Source organism: Amycolatopsis sp. NPDC104587 (assembly GCF_055583645.1).
Genome location: NZ_JBVJNO010000001.1, coordinates 610,829 through 626,223, shown reverse-complemented (window position 1 = coordinate 626,223; position 15,395 = coordinate 610,829). Strand labels below are relative to the sequence as shown.

11 protein-coding genes are annotated in these 15,395 nt (G+C 70.3%); 3 read left to right on the top strand and 8 right to left on the bottom strand.

Annotated elements, in window-relative coordinates:
• The first annotated feature begins 100 nt into the window (after positions 1–100).
• Positions 101–3,031, top strand: coding sequence for an AfsR/SARP family transcriptional regulator (locus ACZ61C_RS03050; RefSeq protein ID WP_465302195.1), 2,931 nt, complete (start codon positions 101–103; stop codon positions 3,029–3,031).
• A 45-nt stretch (positions 3,032–3,076) separates the two neighbouring features.
• Here the strand turns inward: ACZ61C_RS03050 and ACZ61C_RS03045 are convergent, their stop codons facing one another.
• The 7 genes from ACZ61C_RS03045 to ACZ61C_RS03015 all read right to left on the bottom strand — a co-directional run bounded on the left by ACZ61C_RS03045 (position 3,077) and on the right by ACZ61C_RS03015 (position 12,098).
• Complete coding sequence (locus ACZ61C_RS03045) at positions 3,077–4,282, bottom strand: helix-turn-helix domain-containing protein (RefSeq protein WP_465302193.1); 1,206 nt, start codon at positions 4,280–4,282, stop codon at positions 3,077–3,079.
• Positions 4,283–4,483: 201 nt separating this feature from the next.
• Positions 4,484–4,660, bottom strand: coding sequence for a hypothetical protein (locus tag ACZ61C_RS03040; RefSeq protein WP_465302191.1), 177 nt, complete (start codon positions 4,658–4,660; stop codon positions 4,484–4,486).
• Between the two features lie 176 nt (positions 4,661–4,836).
• Positions 4,837–7,929, bottom strand: coding sequence for an ATP-binding protein (locus ACZ61C_RS03035; RefSeq protein ID WP_465302189.1), 3,093 nt, complete (start codon positions 7,927–7,929; stop codon positions 4,837–4,839).
• On the bottom strand, positions 7,926–8,573 hold the full coding sequence (locus ACZ61C_RS03030) for a hypothetical protein (protein WP_465302187.1): 648 nt from the start codon (positions 8,571–8,573) through the stop codon (positions 7,926–7,928). The genes ACZ61C_RS03035 and ACZ61C_RS03030 overlap by 4 nt, the downstream gene beginning before the upstream one ends.
• 10 nt (positions 8,574–8,583) lie before the next feature.
• Positions 8,584–10,206 carry a CATRA system-associated protein gene (locus ACZ61C_RS03025; RefSeq protein WP_465302185.1) on the bottom strand — a complete coding sequence of 541 codons (1,623 nt, stop codon included), beginning with the start codon at positions 10,204–10,206 and terminating at the stop codon, positions 8,584–8,586.
• The gene (locus tag ACZ61C_RS03020) at positions 10,203–10,799 is read right to left on the bottom strand and encodes a toll/interleukin-1 receptor domain-containing protein (protein ID WP_465302183.1); all 597 of its coding nucleotides are present in this window, start codon (positions 10,797–10,799) and stop codon (positions 10,203–10,205) included. Before ACZ61C_RS03020 ends, ACZ61C_RS03025 begins: the two co-directional genes overlap by 4 nt.
• Before the next feature lie 81 nt (positions 10,800–10,880).
• Positions 10,881–12,098 (bottom strand): MFS transporter, encoded by a 1,218-nt coding sequence (locus tag ACZ61C_RS03015; protein ID WP_465302181.1) that lies wholly within the window; start codon positions 12,096–12,098, stop codon positions 10,881–10,883.
• 70 nt (positions 12,099–12,168) lie between these two features.
• On the opposite strand from ACZ61C_RS03015, the gene ACZ61C_RS03010 reads away from it, so the two are divergent.
• Positions 12,169–13,077, top strand: a complete 909-nt coding sequence (locus ACZ61C_RS03010; protein WP_465302179.1) for a LysR family transcriptional regulator — start codon at positions 12,169–12,171, stop codon at positions 13,075–13,077.
• Here ACZ61C_RS03010 and ACZ61C_RS03005 read toward each other — a convergent pair.
• The gene (locus tag ACZ61C_RS03005; protein WP_465302177.1) at positions 13,005–14,000 is read right to left on the bottom strand and encodes an aldo/keto reductase; all 996 of its coding nucleotides are present in this window, start codon (positions 13,998–14,000) and stop codon (positions 13,005–13,007) included. The two genes, ACZ61C_RS03010 and ACZ61C_RS03005, sit on opposite strands and share 73 nt — an antisense overlap.
• Positions 14,001–14,047: 47 nt before the next feature.
• On the opposite strand from ACZ61C_RS03005, the gene pdxR reads away from it, so the two are divergent.
• Complete coding sequence (gene pdxR / locus ACZ61C_RS03000) at positions 14,048–15,367, top strand: MocR-like pyridoxine biosynthesis transcription factor PdxR (protein ID WP_465302175.1); 1,320 nt, start codon at positions 14,048–14,050, stop codon at positions 15,365–15,367.
• Positions 15,368–15,395 lie beyond the last annotated feature (28 nt).

Sequence of the window (15,395 nt, the reverse complement as noted above, 5' to 3'; positions counted from 1 at the left end):
GGTGTGTATCGAACGTGGAAGAAATGCGGATTTTCGAAACCCTTACGGCCGATTGCGCGATGTCCATTACGGACAGCAAGCTGACGGCCGGGGAGGCTGCGTGGAGTTTCGGATGCTCGGCCCGCTGGAGGCGTGGCACGACGGCGTCCCGGTGCCGCTGGGCGACCAGCAGCAGCGGTTCGTCCTCGTCGTGCTGCTCTTGAACGCGAACAAGCCGGTGTCGACCGCGCGGCTCACCGAGATCGTCTGGACCGGCCGGGAAACCAAGCCCACCCTGGTGCGCGGCTACATCAAACGCTTGCGCGACGTCGTCCAGGACACCGACGTCACCATCGAGACCACGCCCACCGGCTATCTGCTGCGGATCGGCGACGCCCAGCTCGACACCATCCGGTTCGCGCGGCTCCGCGCCGAAGCCGGGCGCACCGACGACCCGCGCCGGAAGATCGGGCTCCTGCGGGAAGCCGTCGGCCTCTGGCGCGGGACCTTCCTCGAGGACATCGACATCGACCGCGTCGGCGGCCCGGAGGTCGTCTTCCCCGAGGAGAGCCTGCCCGACGCCGTCGGTGACCTGGCCGAGCTGGAGCTGGAAACCGGTGACCACCGCTCGGCGCGTGACCGGCTGCGGCCGCTCGTCCGCTCGGACCCGGCCGGGCAGAAGCACGCCGAACTGCTCATGCGCGCCCTGGTCGCCGGTGGTGACCGGGTCGGCGCGCTGCGCGTCTTCAACGGCACCCGTGACGCCCTCGCCGAGCTGCGCATGGAGCCGGGTCCGGTGCTGCGCAACCTCGCCGCGCGGGCCGAGCACGGCGAGCCGCCCAGCTCACTGCCGTCGCGGCCCGGCGGGTTCACCGGCCGCGCCGCCGAGCTCGCCGCGATCGAGACGGCCGCGGCGACCGGGCGCCGCGCGGTCTGGGTCAGCGGCGCCCCCGGCGTCGGCAAGTCCGGGCTGGCGATCGAGGCCGCCCACCGCCTGCGCGACCGGTTCCCCGACGGCCAGCTCCTCGCCCGCCTGAACGGCTTCACGCCCGGCGTGGCCCAGACGAGCGTCGGCGACGCGCTGACCGAACTGCTCGTCGAGCTCGGCGTGCCGGCCGAGCAGATCCCGGCCACCGTCGGCCGGAAGGCCACGCTCTACCAGACGACGTTGTGGGGCACGCGCACGATGATCGTGCTGGACAACGCGGCGTCGCCCGAGCAGATCCGGCCGCTGCTGCCCGAGGCGGACGGCTGCCTCGCCGTCGTCACCAGCCGCCGGATGGGCGACGCCGACACCGGCGACTCCGTCCGGCTTTCCCCGCTGTCCCCGGAAGAAGCCGTCGACCTGTTCGTCGCGCTGACCGAGCCGCAGCGGGTGCGCGGCCGGGCGGCCGCGGTTGCCGAGGTCGTCAAGCGGTGCGGGTACCTGCCGATGCCGATCCGGGTGGCGGCCGCGCTGTTCCGGCGGCACGGCGGGTGGCCGCTGGAGCACCTGCTCCACCTGCTCGAAGAGAGCGGGCCGTGGGGCGAGGACGACGGCATCGCCGCCGTGCGGGTGTCGTTCCAGCAGCTCGGGGAGCCGCAGCGGGCGATGTTCCGGCTGCTCGGCAGCCTGCCCGGGCCGGACGTCGACGTCACCGGCGGCGCGGCGCTCGCGGGCTGCGACGTCGGGGAGGCCCGGTCGCTGCTCGACGACCTGCACGAGGTCAGCCTCCTGGAGGAGGCCGCGCCCGAGCGGTACCTGATGCTCGACCCGCTCAAGGAGTTCGCCGGCGCGGAGCCGGCGTCCCGGCAGGCGCTGGTGCGGCTGCTCGACTTCTACCTGGTCACGCTGGCGGCCGCGGTCGGCGCCGCTTATCCGTTCGACCGGGCTCAGCTCCCGGAGACGGACCGGACTTCCCCGGTGACGCCGGTGTTCGCCGACTCCGCCGCGGGGCTGCGGTGGATCGTCGCCGAGCGCGACAACCTCGTCGCCGCGATCCGGTACGCCGCCAAGCACGAGCTGCCCGAGCACACCTGGCGGCTGGCGGTGCTGCTGTGGCGCTACTTCAACACGACGAACCAGTTCGAGGACTGGATCGGCACGCTCGAGCTCGCGTGGGAGACCGTCGCCGCCGACGCGGGCAACAACTACGGCCAGGCACACGTGCTGTTGCGGCTCGCGACCGCGAACGACCGGCGCGGGCAGCTGTCCGAAGCGCTCGAGCTCGCGGCCCAGGCCCTGCCGAAGTGGCGCCGCCTCGGTGACGTCCGGGGTGAGGCGGCGACGTTGTGCGCGCTCGCCATCCCGACGATGGAGCTGGGCCGCCACGACCAGGCGATGGCCCACCTCGAGGCCGCGCGCGAGAAGTACGAGCAGACCGAAGACCGGCGGGGCGAGGCCCACGCGTTGAGCATGCTCGGGTACCTCAACGAGCAGCACGGCAACTTCGCCGTCGCGCTGGAGCAGAATGCGGCGGCCGCGCGGATGCTGCGCGAGGTCGGGCACATCCAGGGCGTCGCGCATGCGTTGAACAACCTCGGTGCCGCGCAGGAGAAACTGGGGTTGCTCACGGAGGCGCTGGCCAGCTACACGGAGGCGCACGGCCACGCGGCCGAGGTCGGCGACCACTGCGTCGAGGCCTACGCGCTCAACAACATCGGCAACGTCCACCGCCAGCAGGGCCGGTTCACGCAAGCCGTGCGCTACCACGACAAGGCCCGCGAGGTGGCGGCGAACGTGCCCGACGCCGACCTGCGCACCCAGCTCTACCTCGACCGCGGCGCAACGGCTTTCGCCCAGGGCGCCCACCGGGACGCGCTCAACGCCGGCAAGTCGGCGCTCGACCTGGCCGCGGGCCATGGGAACCGCGCTTATGAGGCTCGCGCGCACCACGACGTCGCGAAGACGTTGCACGCGATGGGTGCGCACGAAAAAGCCGTGGCGCATTGGAAAGCGGCCGAGGAGGGGTTCGCCGAGCTCGACCTGCCGGAAGCAGCGCAGGCGCACGACGAACGCGCGGCGCTGACATGCGCCTGCGGAGACGTCAGGGCAGGTGCAGGACGCGGCTGAGCTCGGGTCCGCGACCCGGCCGCTCACATCGGCCACTCAGGCAGGTCAGTACCGGTGCAAGACCCGGCTGAGCTCCGGATATACCTCCCGGACAGACTGGTGCCCGCGCCACCGGCTGAGACACCGGCCGAGCTCTCGCAGGTCGATGCGCACCGTGGCGGAGTCGACTCTCGCCACGTCGTCGATCACTCCGGTGAGCGTCCGGCAGCTTTCGTCGATCTCGCCGTCGAGGGCGTGCGCGAGTGAACGGCGGACACCGAACCTCGCTCTGGTGCGATGGTTGGCCTCGGGCACATCGGAAAGCGCCGCGTCCAGCAGGGCCGCCGCTTCACCGGACCGGCCGAGATCGACCAGCGACCAACCGCGGGCCAGCGCGAGCGGATCCGGTGCGGACGGTCCGAGTGCCGGGTAGTCGGCATCGTCCGCGGTCGGTGAGTACAACGGTCCGGCCGCTCGGTCGAGCGCGCGTTCGAAGGCATCGTGGTCACCGGCGAGCGCGTGCCCCTGAGCCTCCCGTCGCACCGCCAAGCCGAACGTCCGCGTTCCGGGCCGCCCCCGGCGCTGTGCCTGCTGGGCCAGGTCGATCGTCGCGATCGGATCCTGCCGGTACAGCGCCAGCCCGGCCTCCCGGCTGAACGCATAACCCGCGATTTCTTGGTCCCCGCCGGCTCGGGCCAGTTCCGAAGCGTGCTTCGTCCACTTCAGGGCGTCCTGCTCGCTCCCGGCCTCCTGACTTTGCCAGCCGGTGTATTCGGCCATCCGGGCAGCGAGCAGCAGCAGCCGCGATCGGACGGGCTCGGGGTTCCCCCTGGCCAGCGCGTGCACGGTATGCGTCTGTGTCACCAGGGATTCGAGGATGACCGCGGGGCTGGTCTGCATGCCGAGCGTGCGCAGGTGCTCGAAGGACGCGCGCAGCCCGGTGACGACGTGGTCGTCGAGGATCGGTCTCGGGCCGCCGGACAGCGCGATGCCGAGCACCGCCCCGCCCGCGCCGGCGAGCATCTGGCGGCGGTCCAGCGTGTTGGCCGCCCGGCTCCGCGCGAGCGCCTCCTGCGCCGAGTCGACGAGCGCGCCGCCGGCGTCCAGCACGCGGTCGCAGAGCCGGGCCAGTGTCGCGTTCGGCGGCTTGAGGTCGTTTTCGATCTTGCTGATGTAACTCTTGCTGTAGTTGACCCGCCTGGCCAGTTCCCCCATCGAGATCCCGGCCGAAGCCCGGCATTCCCGCAACTGCGCGCCGAATGTCCCGGCCATGCGGACCTCCATTCCTGCCACCTCCGAGTACACCATTTTCGAGCCCTATACGCAATACTGTGCCGATTGGCGCCAATCCGGCCACAGCCACGGCCGAATGGCTCCGCTTCAACGGTTGCGTGCCGCGTGAGGGTCGGCCTGCTTTTGGCCGGATTGACACCGGACCGACCGTGAACCCGGCACGGCCGGCCCGGTGACGCGTCAGCCGTGCCAGGGGTTGCCGTTGGTGCCCGCCGGGGGCGGCGTGCTGGTGGTGGGCGGCGGCGGGGTGCCGCCGTCGCCGTCCGCGTACGCCGAGGTCGCGCCGATCACCGGGGCCGCCGCGAGGATGCAGAGGGCGAGGATCGGACCACCGATTTTGGCCAGCTTTTTGGACATGGCGAATCCTCCTTGGAGAGGGTGATTGTTCAGGGCTTTCGCGGTATTTCCGCGCCCTGCAACCAGGATTCGTCATGCGCTATTCGGCAACAAGGAGTTGACCGTTTCCCACTGCGCTGGGAAACGGTCAACGCACAAAGAAGGCCGCGTTCCCCCTCGGAACGCGGCCTTCTCCGTCAGCGACCGTCGCGGGCCCGGTCGAGTACCTCTTCCAGGCGCAACGGGCTGGGTGGGTGGTGGCTCAGGCACAGCGGGGCCCGCATGATGCGGAACCCGAACGTCTCGCCGGTGACGTAGAACTGCCCGCGTTCCAGCCGCGAGATGTCCCCGACGGTGCTGCCCTTGGCCCTCGCCATCTCGTTCGCCGCGGCGACCTGGGCCGGGCTGTTGAGCCGGCCGAAGAACTGCGTCGTCGCGTTGCCGGTGACCTGGTTGTGCAGGCCTTTCGGCGCCTGGGTCGCGAGCAGCAGGCCGAGCCCGTACTTGCGGGCCTGCGACGCGAGCAGGATGGTGCTCTGGGTGCTGGCCGTCCGGCTCCCGGACGGGGCGATCGTCTGGGCCTCGTCCATGACGAACAGCCCGCCGAGCGGCCGGTCGGCCGCGGGGTGGCGCTTGATCCAGGCGAAGACCTCCAGCTGCAGCTGGCTGACAAAGCCCTGCCGCTGCTCTTCGGACGCCAACCCGACAAAGCTGACGACCGAGATCCGCGCCCGTTTGCCGGGCGACGGCGTCAGCAGCACGGCGGGATCGGCCGGTTCACCGCTCCCGCCGAGCAGCGGATCGTTGACCATCGCGGCCCGCAACGTCTCGGCCAGGTCGGCGGCGGTCTTCGTGCCGGTGGCGAGCTTGCTGACCCCGACGGGCAGGTCGGCGAGCAGGTCGACGAACCCGGACAGGCTGCGCGACTCCTCCTGCGCGAAGTGCGTGAGCGCCTCGCGCAGGACGGCCTGCCCCCGAAGGGCGCCTTTGGTGCTGCCGCTCAGACGGGCGTGCGGCACGAGCCGCGCCACAGCCGCCTCGACAGCGGCGGTGAACTCGTCTTCGTCGTCCCGAACACCGGCGAAGTCCGGCAGGGGGTGAAAACTGAGCGGCCGCCCCCCGGCGCGTCCGGGAGTCCAGATGACGACTTCGGTGTGGGCGAGGTAATCGGCGGCGCTGTCGGCGTCCCCGTCCCGCCACCCGTCGGGCGCCTGCGGCCAGGCATCCCCGAGCCGGGCGAGGTCGTTGTTCGGATCCAGCACGATGGCGGAAACCCCGTGAAGGGCGCACTCCTCGATGATCCGGCGGAGGAGGACGGTTTTGCCGGTGCCGGAACCGGCGAAGATCACGGCGTGCTTGCGGAGGGACTCGAGCTCGATGCGGATCTCACCGTCGAGGCCGAGGGTGAAAGCGTTCTCCTGGTGGGCCACCGGTTCCGGCGGAGGGCGGGTTTCCCGCTGGTTGCTGCGGCCTTGCCCGGGGTCGGGCAGGATGTGCCGCAGCAGGCTCGTCCCGCTCGCCGGCTTCCGGGCGACGAGCCAGTTCAGCAGCTCGTAACTCTGCTGGGTGAGCATCTGTTTGAGGGCCCAGAGCGTCCGGATGTCGTCCTTGCTCATCTCGACCTTCGGACTGCCCGCCCGGGCCAGTTCACCGACCACGCCCTGGGTCTTGTCGCCGTTCCAGCCCTTCTCGCCGTGGTGGATCAGGACCAGGTGCCGGTTGCGCACCCCTTCGCGGATGCCGGCTGCGTCGATGGCACTGTTCACTCTCCGCAGCACCCGGTTGCCGTGCTGGGGGGCGAACGCCCGGAACATCCAGTGTTCCTTGACGTCGTCTTCTTCGTTCAGCAACCGGATCAGGCCGGCGTGCAGGCCCTGGGTGCCGCCCCGCGTCGGCTCGGTCTCCCAGGACCGGTCGTCGTTGCCGAACTCGGTGATCCACGAACGCAGGCCCGCCTGCAGGAGACCGGGCATCAGCTCGTCTTCGTTGTGGTAGCTCAGCACCGCGTTGACGTCGGCGTTCTTGCGCAGCTCGGCGAACTGGCCGTCGAGATCGGCGAAGTAGGGCGGTTCCGCGCCGGGTGACTGCTGCGCCGGCACCTCCTCGATGACTTCCAGTGGCTCCTCGTCGAACGAAGTCAGCTCACGGACCTGGCCGTAGCGGCAGGCTTCGGCGTGCTCCTGGACCTTGCGAAGCAGCTGACGCGGGGTGTAGCCGCTCCACGCGGCACCGAAGGCCCCGGCGGCGACCGGCCAGCTTGCGTGCGGTGGCACGAAGCCGATGTCGTGGTAGATCACGCTCAACCACTTCTCGACCAACGCCCGGCCGAGCCGCGGATCGACGATCGCGCCGAGGATCGGCGTTTCGGTGAACCGGTCTTCGAACGAGTCGGTCGCCGCCTTCTGCAGCAGCATCCAGGTGGTGGGCAGGCAGGCCACGATGGACAGGGTCCGCCGGGTCCGCTCGCGCAGCTGCATCAGGCCGTCCGCGATGACCGCGAGCTCACCGTTCGTTTCCGCCGACGGTTCTTCGGCCGCCTTGTTGATCAGTGAGTCCAGCTGGTCGACAGCAGCCACACTCGGCCCGGTCAGAGCCAGGACGCGGGAGATCTGGGTGGCGAGCTCGCGCTGTGGCCGCGGTTCCGTGTGCAGCCCCCAGGCGTGCCGCTCTCCCTCATTGGCCTCGAAGATCCCCGAGAGGTAGTCCTTGCCGATCATCGACTGCGTGTTTTCGGGTGACGCGTAGAGCACGAGCGCCCGGATCGTGTCCCCGCACTCCACCGCGACCTGCGGGTCGACGGTCCGCAGGGAGCCGACGAAGCGGTTCAGGTCGTCGACGGTCAGGGCGGCGCCGCCGAGGACCTTGTCCGCCAGCTGCTCGGGAACCCGCGCCTGGTCGCAGAGGCGGTTGAGGAGCTTGAACAGCTGGAGCTCACCGTTGTCGTCCTGTTGCCACAGCTCCATCCGCATGGCCCGCACGACGTCGTCCCAGAACGCGATGCCGGTCGTGAGGTCGATCAGGAAGAAGTAGCCGCCCTCCTCCTGAACCGTGCGGCGGACCCCGCCGAGCAGGTGGGTCTTGCCGACGCCCTTCTGCCCCTGCAGCGTGAGCCCGATGGGGCTGGGCCCCTTGCTGCGCTTCGCGTCGAGGATGCTGTCGCGAATCCGGTCCTCGGCCCGGGTGTGCATGCCGTCGACGTGGAACGGCGAGGTCCCCCACACGTCGTCCGGGGTCTCCGCGGAGTTGAACCGGACCGCGGCGAGCGCCTGCCGGCGCTGGTCCTCGGTCATGACTCCTCGATCGCCACGAGGTGCTTGTCCTCTTTGCCGATCCGGATCGCCGCGGCGTGGTCGGCGTCGGTGAGCCCCCGTCGGTCGGAGTCCGGGGAGAGGTGGACGAGACCGGTCTTGGTCATGGTCACCAGGGTCTGGTCGACTTCTGCCTTCTCGGCGCCGTTGAGCTTCGGGCGGAGGATCGCCAGCCGGACCCAGTCTCGCGGCTTGGTCGCCAGCTCCTGGTAGACCCGGCGGATCACCTCGTCCAGGGTCTCTTCGTCCGAGATCTCCTCCGGAGTCGCGGGCTCCGGGATCCCGCCGTCGGGGTTGATGATGTCGCGGAGGCGGGCACCGCTGTTGAGGATGTAGAGCCGGAGCACGTGGAAGCCGATGCGAACCAGGGGGCCGGACCGTTGCGGGGCTTCGATTTCGACCAACGTGTCTTCGCACCAGTCGGCACCGGCGGGCGTGATCTTGTGGAAGAGCCGGCCGCGCTCCTTGGTGGTTTCGAGCAAGCCGTCCGTGTTCAGCTTGTCCCGGCCGGCCGGGCTCAGGCTGATGCCGTAGTCCTTCCTCAGGTTCGCGTTCGGCAGCTCACCGCCGTGCACCAGTAGCACGAGCAGCGTCGACTGCTCCGGAATCCCGTACTTCTTCGCCATTCCCCACTCCTCACTTGGTCGAGCTCTTGGTGCGGCGATCGATCCGGCCGAGCAGCTTGCGGATCCGCGGACGGAGGTCGCCCGGCGCCGGGATGTGGTTGCCGTTGGCGCGGACCTGGTTCAGCTGGTCCAGGTCCACCGTCAGGTCCTTGAGCAGCGGCATGTCGCCGCTGTCGAGGGCGGCCGTCATGTCCGTGACCGTCTGGTCGATGAGCGCCCAGCGGCCGGTGTGGGACACCTCGTCCGGGACCGTGCGCAGCGCGGCCGCCGCTTCCTGGAGTGCCGCGTGGTCGGAGTCCGCGTGGCTGGGCGCCGCTGCCGTGATGATCTCGTGCAGCTGCCGCGCCACCTGGCTCGGCCGCTGGTCCGTGGCCAGCTGGAAGTACCGCAGGTTGCGCAGGAAAGCGGGCAGCCGCTCGGGGTCCGTCCGGCCGGTGAGGACGCAGAACAGCTGCCGGTCGCTGTCGGCGTCGAGGGTGTGGCGGAGGAACCGCTCGGCCTCGGTGGCCTGCCAGCGGCTGACCTCGCCGTCCACGACGAGGCACAGGTGCTTGGCCGGATCGCTGGTGTGCTCGAGGAACTCCGGGTCACCCGACAGCGACCGGTCGACCTTGAGCCCGAGCGCCGCGAGCTTCGTGAGGAGCTCGCCGGCCGCGCGCGGCTGCGAGCGCGGCACCGAAACCAGCAGGTCCAGGCTGTACGACCGCCGCTGCGTCCGGGCGGCGGCGACGTAGGCGTCGCGGTTGTCCGCGAGCAGGTCCGTGCGGTCGAACTGCTGCGCGATGACCGCGGCGACCGTCTCGAGGGCGAAAGAGATCTGGTCCGCCGACGGGACGGGTTCGTCCAGCACCGGCAGCTGCTCGCCGAAACTCCAGTACGAGACGTACGGCACCGTCGTGTGCCGCAGCATCAGGTCCTGCGTCACGGTCTTGGCCAGCCAGTTCCGGAACAGCGGCGAGGCGAGCTCGGCGCACCGCTGCTGCCAGGCCTCCGCCCGTTCGTACTCGACCCGGTTGTCCAGCCGGGACAGGACCGGCAGCACGAGGTGCGGCGGCCGGTCGTAGGGCATCCGGTCACGCGCCACGTTGGCGCGCTGCGCGATGTCCACCACCCCTTCGACACTCTGCTGGTTGGCGGTGAAGAGCACGACCAGCCGGTCGGGCAGGTGCGCGGTGCAGATGCCGCCGATGTCGGAGATGCCGGTGCGGCTGTCGATCAGGACGAAGTCGTAGTGGTCGGTCCACTCGGCCCGGCAGACCTCCAGGAAGTCGGCGAACCCCTGCTGGTACAGGTCTTCCCAGTTGATGTCCTGGACGCGGCCGGTGTAGTTCGCGTCGTCGCGGCCCGCGGCCAGCAGCGACAGCTCCCCGCCCGGGAGGTCGAGCCGGACGGCGTGGCGGCTCGGGCGTTTGGCGCCGGCCAGGAAGTCGGCGGCGAGGTCGACGACCCCGCCCTTGGGGCTCTTCGGCAGCAGCGGCCGGAAGTAGTGGTGCAGGCCGGGCGCTTCGAGATCCCAGTCGATGGTGAGGACGCGGTAACCCCAGCGGGCCAGCAGCACGGCGACGTTGGCCAGCGTGAAGCTGCGCCCGACACCGCCCTTGTAGGAGTAGAAGGTGACGACGGTGCCCGTCATCGGTCGAACCTCGGCAGCGGTGGCGGCGGAGGCAGGGGCGGCTCGGGAGACTCGACGGCCGGCCAGTCCGGCCGCCAGGGCGGCACCTGCTTGAGCAGCTCGGCGAGGTCCTGCGCGCACTCCCGGACCCGTTGCTGGAAGGGGTGCCAGTCCCGGCTCTCCTGGAATCCCCGGTCGGGATTGTCCAACCCCTTGAAGTCCCACCACGAACGCATCCGGCCCTCGTTCTCGAAACTGCTCGAGTCGGCAAACCGAATCGGGTAGATCAGCCCCTGCGGCCGCTGCGGACTGGCCAGTCCGAGCACTTTTTCCCGCGCTCGCATGTTGTCCAGCTCCGTCATGCACCACTTCGACCGGAAGTAGGGCGCGGACAGGACCGCGACGAGAACCTTGCTGCCCCGCAGGGCGTTTTCCAACTGGGACGGCCAGTGGACGCCGCGCGACATCTCCTTGTCGAGGAACATCTTGGGCGTGTCTTCCATCTCGTCGACCAGGCACTCGGCCAGCCGGGGATAGAAGTGGTTCAGCAGCCAATTGCGGACGGTTCCATGACGGCTGTAACTGATGAACACATCGTACTTGTAGCCGGACACGCGGACGATGATAAGCAGGCCGAACACGGCGGCACCAGGACAAAAAAGTGGCCAATAACCGCGGGAATGTCCAAAAACGGGCTAAAAAGTGGACACGATCGCCGCTCCGGCTGCGAGTGCCGCCGCGGCGACCGGGAGGGCCCAGCCCGTGGGCGCCAGGGCTCCGAGGATCGCCACGCCCAAGGCCGCGCCCGTCTGGCGGGATGCGTTCAACGCCCCTCCCGCGATGCCGGCCAGCTCTGGTGGGGCCGAGCCGACCACCGTGGTCAGGAGGGCCGGGATGGCCAGTGAGACCCCGAATCCCAGTGCGGCCAACGCCACCACCGACAACGCCGGGACGAACGCTTGAAGCAGCGTGCCCAGCGCCATCAGGAGGAAGCCGGACACCGCTGGGGTGCGGGGGCCGATCCTGGCCACCAAGCGGCCGGTGAAGATCGGGTTGAACGCCGTGGGGATCGTCAGTGGGAGGAATGCCAAGCCTGTCGCCGATGGGGAGTAGCCGCGCGTCTCCTGGAAATACAGGGACAGTACGAACAACACCCCTGACAGTCCGAAGTTCACGATCGCGCCCGCCAGGAGGTTTCGGGAGACCAGACCTGGCGGGAGCATTGCGCCCGGGCGGCGCTGGGAGATGGCCAACACCGCTGCCGCCAAAGCCGACAGCGCCAAGGCCCACCACGCGTGCTCCACCAGCGCGTACGTCAGTGTCGATAAAGCGACTATTGCCGAGAGCTGGCCGGTCAGGTCAGTGCGGGTCGGGCGAGCCGGCGTGCGCGGGGCCGCCGAAGACAGAGCCAGGGCGGTCAAGGCCACCGGGACGTTCACCAGGAAGATCGCCCGCCAGCCGAACACCTCCGTGAGCACGCCGCCCAGCAACGGGCCCGCCACCAGGCCCGTTCCGCTCAGTGCCGCCCACACGCCCATCGCCTTCGCGCGTGACGCCGGTGCCGGGTACGCCGCGGTGATCAGGGACAGCGACGAAGGCACCAACAGCGCTCCGGCGACTCCCAGCAACGCGCGCAAGGCGATCAGCATCGCGGCGGAAACCGACAGCGCCGACAACAACGACAGCGCCGCGAACGAGATCAGGCCCGTGAAGAACACCCGGCGGGCGCCGAGGCGGTCGGACCACGCTCCCGCCGTCAGCAGGAACGCCGCGAACGTCAGCGTGTAGCCGTTCGAAATCCATTGCTGCGCCGCCAACGAGGGCGACAGCGACGGGAGCGCCACCGTCACGATCGTCGTGTCCAGCATGACCAGGAAGTAGCCCAGGGAAAGGCCGATGAGGAGTCTTGCCACACCCCGACCCTGGACGCTCCGTGACAACCGCGGAAGCAGGGAGTTACGATGGCCGGTATCGGGAACTCCGATGGGGGACACCATGGAACTGCGCCACCTGCGCACCTTCCGCGTCGTCGCGCGGACGCTCAACTTCACCCACGCCGCGGCCGAGCTGCACTACGCGCAGTCCAGCGTCACCGAACAGATCCAGGCCCTCGAAGCCGAGCTCGGGTCGAAGCTCTTCGAACGCGGTCGGCGGCTGCGGCTCACCGCCGCCGGGGAACGGCTGGTCGGGTACGCCGGTCAGGTGCTTTCGCTCGTCGAGGAAGCCAAGGCCGCCGTGGACGAAGAACGCGGTGAACCCGAGGGCGACCTGACCGTCGGCGCGCTCGAAACCCTTTGTGCGCACCGGATGCCCGGGCTCCTCAGCGCCTACCGGGACCGGTGGCCGCGCGTGCGGCTGTCCCTCAAGGAAGGTGGACGCGGCGAGCTCTACCAAGCCGTGCGAACGTCCGAAATGGACGTCTGCTTCACCTTCGGGGACGCGCCGGACGATCCCGCGCTCGCCAGCGCGACGCTCGGTGACGAGCCGCTCGTGGTCATCGTTCCGCCCGCGCATCCGTTGGCGGGCCTGGAAGAGATCCGGACGAGCGATCTCCGCGGAGTCGGTTTCCTGGCCACCCCGCAAGGCTGCGGCTTCCGGGAGATGCTCGACCGGCTCGACGGGCCCGTGGTCGACACCGAGGTCGGCAGCCTCGCCGCGCTCGCGCGGTGTGCTGCCGCCGGGATGGGGTGCGGGATCGTGCCCGCCGTTGTTGATCACCCGGGGGCGGTCGCCGTGCCGCTGGCGGGCGAGACGACGACCGTCACCATGACCTGGCGGCGGCGCGACGAGCACAAGCCGGGCATCGCCGCACTGCTCACCTACGCGTTGTCCAATATGGACAACTGCTCCTCCGGAAGCTCCAAAGTGAACGCCGGGGCGATCGACGCGTAGTGCTCCCAGGTGCGCGGGCCGACCAGCGGGATCACTCCCTTGTGGAGCAACCACGCCAGTGCGACCTGGTTGCCCGTCGCGCCCAGAGACGACGCCACCTTGGCCACCGCGGCCAGCCGTGCCTCGGAATCCGGTCCGGCGTACGCGCGCCACACCGGCGTGGATTCGCGGTAGGTCGCGTCGTCGTAGATTCCTCGCAGTAGAGCGGAGTACGCCGCGAGGGAGACGTCCGGGTGGGCCGCCAGCCAGTCCAGCAGCTCGCCGCCGGCGATGGACGACGTGTCGCCGCCGGTCGGGCGCAGGTACGAGTGCTGGACCTGCACCGCCACCGGTGGCGACCACCCGTGGGTCGACGCCAGTGTGTGGATCTGCTCCAGGCGCCACGTGCGGACATTGCTCCAGCCCGTGTAGCGAACCTTGCCGTCGCGCACCAGAGTGTCCAAAGCAGACAGTGTCTCTTCCAGCGGCTCACGCCGGAGATCGACGTGGACGTAGTACAGGTCGATGTGGTCCGTTCCCAAGCGCCGCAGGCTTTCCTCCACCGAACGCCGGATCACCGCGGCGCTCGCACCCTCGTAGGTGCGTTCCCGCGCTTCCCAGTCCGTCGTGCCGTCCGGGCGGGCCGCCGCGCGCGCCGCCGGGAGGTCCGTGGGCTGCGCCGACACCTTCGTCGCCAGGAAAACCCGGTCCCGGCGGCCCTCCAGGAGACGGCCGAGGACAGCTTCGCTTTCGCCGCCGGTGAACGACGGCCCCGCCCACCACGCGTAGCAGTTCGCCGTGTCCAGGAAGTCGCCGCCGGCGTCGAGGTAAGCGTCCAGGATCCGCGCCGAGGTCTGTTCGTCCGTCGACGTCCCCATCGTCATGCAGCCCAGCGACACCTGGCTCACCTGCTGACCGGTCCTGCCCAGTTCCACCTTCTTCATGCCTACGAACCTAAAAGAGAATCGGTCCGGTACTACAGTCCAATCCTGTGGCCGGATCACAGACCAATTGGGGCGTCCTGCTGGACCTGAGCGGGCCAGGGCCGAAGCACGACCAGCTCGCCCGTGCCCTGCGCCGGGCGATCCGCGGGCTCGACGACGGCGTCGCCGTGCCACCCAGCCGTCAGCTCGCCGCCGACCTCGGCTGCTCGCGGTGGGTCGTCACCCAGGCCTACGCCCAACTGGTCGCCGAGGGCTACCTCGACGGGCGCACCGGGTCGGCCACCCGCGTGCGCCGCGTCGCGCGCGAACAGCCGCCGAAAGCCCCCGCGAGGAAAGCACTGCCGCCTCGATACGACCTCGCGCCCGGACTTCCCGACCTGCGGCACTTCCCGCGGCAGCGGTGGGCGGACGCCGTGCGCGGGGTGCTCACCACCGCGCCGCACGCCGACTTCGGACTCCCCGACCGGGCCGGTCACCCGAGGCTGCGCGCCACCCTCGCCGGGTACCTGCGGCGGGTCCGGGGCGCCGAAACGGACGACGTCGTGATCTGCGGTGGCGTCACCGACGGCGTGACCCGCGTCTGCCGGACTCTGCAAGAGAACGGCGTCACGCGGCTGGCCGTCGAAGATCCCGGCTGGACGCGGTTGCGGCAGGCCGCCGCGGCGACCGGGATGGTGATCGATCCGGTGCCGGTCGACGAAGAAGGCATTGACCCCGGACGGATCCCGCGCGGGACGCGGGCCGTGCTCGTCACGCCGGCCCACCAGTTCCCCACCGGCACCGTCCTTTCCCCGCGACGGCGTGCCGAGCTCCTCACCTGGGCGCAGGACGTCGACGGGCTGATCCTCGAGGACGACTACGATGCCGAGTTCCGGTACGACCGGCGACCGGTCGGCACCGTCCAGGGCATGGATCCGGCACGGGTCGCGCTCTTCGGCTCGGTCAGCAAGACGCTCAGCCCGGCGCTCGGGCTCGGCTGGGTCGCACTCCCTCCACAGTGGACGATCCAGGGTCACGCGCCGCCTGTGCTCGACCAGCTGGCGCTCGCCGCGTTCGTCGAGAGCGGCGGCTACGACCGGCACCTGCGGGCCGCGCGGCTGCGGTACTGCGCGCGGCGCGACCGGCTCGTCGAGGCGCTCGGGCCCGCGCGGCTTTCCGGCGTCGCCGCCGGGCTGCACCTCGTGCTGCACCTGGAGCGCGACGCCGGCGCGGTGGTGCGCAAGGCCGCGGAAAACGGCGTCAAGGTGGCGGACCTCGACGGCTACCGCGTGGCTCCCGGCGAGCCCGCACTGGTGCTCGGTTACGGCAATCTCGCCGACAACGCTGTCAGTGACGCTGCCCGGTTACTGCGCGAAGCTGCCGGTTGAGGGCTTCTCAAACGCCCATCGAGGTGGA

Excerpts from the sequence above, each read along its gene's own strand:
- ACZ61C_RS03045 (WP_465302193.1), bottom strand. The coding sequence starts at position 4,282 with ATGGCCGGGACATTCGGCGCGCAGTTGCGGGAATGCCGGGCTTCGGCC.
- ACZ61C_RS03040 (WP_465302191.1), bottom strand. The coding sequence starts at position 4,660 with ATGTCCAAAAAGCTGGCCAAAATCGGTGGTCCGATCCTCGCCCTCTGC.
- ACZ61C_RS03035 (WP_465302189.1), bottom strand. The coding sequence starts at position 7,929 with ATGACCGAGGACCAGCGCCGGCAGGCGCTCGCCGCGGTCCGGTTCAAC.
- ACZ61C_RS03030 (WP_465302187.1), bottom strand. The coding sequence starts at position 8,573 with ATGGCGAAGAAGTACGGGATTCCGGAGCAGTCGACGCTGCTCGTGCTA.
- ACZ61C_RS03025 (WP_465302185.1), bottom strand. The coding sequence starts at position 10,206 with ATGACGGGCACCGTCGTCACCTTCTACTCCTACAAGGGCGGTGTCGGG.
- ACZ61C_RS03010 (WP_465302179.1), top strand. The coding sequence starts at position 12,169 with ATGGGGGACACCATGGAACTGCGCCACCTGCGCACCTTCCGCGTCGTC.
- ACZ61C_RS03005 (WP_465302177.1), bottom strand. The coding sequence starts at position 14,000 with ATGAAGAAGGTGGAACTGGGCAGGACCGGTCAGCAGGTGAGCCAGGTG.